The 2,110-nt window shown below is 56.0% G+C and carries 4 protein-coding genes; all 4 read left to right on the top strand.

What is annotated here, in order from left to right:
- On the top strand, nt 1-388 hold a 388-nt coding region (locus tag P0645_RS19175; RefSeq protein WP_284166156.1), incomplete at its 5' end, for a hypothetical protein.
- Nucleotides 388-939: a DUF4304 domain-containing protein gene (locus tag P0645_RS19170; protein WP_284166155.1), complete on the top strand. Its 552-nt coding sequence runs from the start codon at nt 388-390 to the stop codon at nt 937-939. The genes P0645_RS19175 and P0645_RS19170, both read left to right, overlap by 1 nt.
- A 12-nt stretch (nt 940-951) precedes the next feature.
- A complete protein-coding gene (locus P0645_RS19165) occupies nt 952-1,677 on the top strand; it encodes a polymorphic toxin-type HINT domain-containing protein (protein ID WP_349775099.1) in 726 nt (241 codons plus the stop codon).
- A gap of 298 nt (nt 1,678-1,975) precedes the next feature.
- The coding region (locus P0645_RS19370) for an RHS repeat-associated core domain-containing protein (RefSeq protein WP_349814651.1) at nt 1,976-2,110 on the top strand (135 nt) is incomplete at its 3' end.

The raw sequence follows: 2,110 nt of genomic DNA, 5'->3' as shown, positions 1-2,110 counted from the left end.
GATCACCGTCGTCTCGGCGGAGCTGGACGACCGGCCGACGCTGGTGCACAATCTCGAGGTCGCAGGCGCCCACACCTACTTCGCCGGAGAGCTGGAGGCTTGGGGGCATAATAAGCGGAGTCGAACGAGCGGGAACAACAGCGCTGCCCAGGAGGGCAAAAAGAAACACGGTGAACTCTGCGAGTTTCTGGGGCCAGATTGGGACTTTGAAGTCAATCTCCCTGGAGGCCTGAGGGCTGATGCAGTGAACTTTTCCACGAAAACGGTAGTGGACCTCAAACCGCAACGAAAGAGATCAAGGGACTATTGTCAGCTTGCAAGGTATGTTGCCGCGCTGGAAAGAAAGTTCGGTGGTAAGTGGACCGGCATCATCATGAGGTACAAGTAATGGTAGCGGCCGAGAGAATAGTCCCCAGTATGGTTGGCCGGATTCTAACCTCAGAAGGCTACACGGTATTCTCAAATCTAGGATGGCGCACGATATCTCCAAACGGAATTCATGGAGTTTTTCTTCAAAGGAGCCAGTGGAGTGATTTGGAAAAATACTATCTGACAATGTGCTTCTATCCTGCAGAGTACCTACGACTCCAGGAGCTGCCGCGAAAGCGACCACGCCCTGAAAATTATCCGATTCAGGTTCGATTTGAGGCGCTACTGAGGGCAGATCCGATGCGAAAGTATTTTGAAGACGCATTGTCTCTGGTAATTAAAATGGAAGTGAGCGAACGGGAACAGAGAATTTCGAGTTTGATGATTAATCACGCTCTCCCGATGCTCAGAGAGTTGAATAGTCTTCAGGATGTAATAAAACTCGCGCGCGAAAACAGAATTCCACTAGGTAGCGTCAGGATGCCGGTATTGGCCGAAATTGATGACTCCTTGAGGCCACGCCTGGCAGACTATGCTTTTATTGAAGGAGAATTACTTCAGCGGGACTGATCCACTGTATTCCTGACCAGGGCGCTGTCGCTGGGGCTTTCGCTCTCGGGCTCCTCCTTCCCGGAGGGGACTTTGGTCCTGACGCCGGAGGGCAAGCGGAAGATCGAGGACCTTCGCGAGGGCGATCTGGTGATCGCGCGGAACGAGGAGACGGGCCAGACCGGGGTCTTCCCGGTGACGGCGGTGATGGGGCGTCAGGCGACCGATCTGGTGCGGCTGACGCTCGAGGGTCCGGACGGGACGGTCAGCGCGATGGCGGTGACGGCGGAACATCCGCTCTATGTCGCGGGCGAGTGGGTCAGGGCCGGCGATCTCAAGCCCGGCGACGGGATCGAGAATGCGGACGAGACCCTCATCCGCGTGCTCACGGTCACGCTGGACGCGACGCCGACCTTGGTGCACAATATCGAGGTCGCAGGCGCGCATACCTACTTCGCGGGCGAGCTGGAGGCGTGGGCGCATAATGCGGGTGCATCGAAAATCCCGACAGTTCCTCGATCACAACGGGATCCAAAACGGTGCGCTGATTCCGCGCTGAGCAGCACAATCCTTGGTCGCGATCCGACTTGTGTTTACTGTGGTGCAGCGTCCGACGTCGTTGATCACTTTGTTTCGCATTCACATGGGGGCGCAACAGATGAGGTCAACTTGCGGGGATGCTGCAAGTCCTGCAATCTCTCCAAGAGCAACCTTAGCCCGATGGAGTGGTTTAAGAAGCTTATAGCGAGGCGTAGATGACGTGGTTTCGCAACTTACCCCAAATGCAGCCTGTACTTGTTTGTAGGCATATCATCAAACAACCTTCCGAGGCGCTTTGTGTTTATCACAACGAAGATGGGACTGTTTCTCTCCTGTGCGAAGGTGATCACGATATGAGCGAGGGACATGACGTAACGTGGGCGCACGCAGGACACATCGAAGCGAAGTTCCCACACACCGCAACCCTCCCGGCAGTCCCGCCTGGTCATATGGGCTACTATTTTAAGGACATACGGAAGTGGGGCATTGAGCGATTGCTAGATGATGAGAGCGGAAACTGACGTTCAATTGTTCGATTGTTTTCCGACGCAACGCCGAGACGGGGCTCTACCATTACCGGGCGCGGGTTTATGACCCGGGCGTGGGGCGGTTCCTGCAGGCCGATCCGCTGGGCTTCGCGGCGGGCGACGTC

The organism is Frigidibacter sp. SD6-1 (assembly GCF_030143255.1).
Lineage (GTDB): Bacteria > Pseudomonadota > Alphaproteobacteria > Rhodobacterales > Rhodobacteraceae > TMP-24.
Note: the sequence above shows the minus strand (reverse complement) of the source record. Positions and strands in the feature narration are given on the sequence as shown.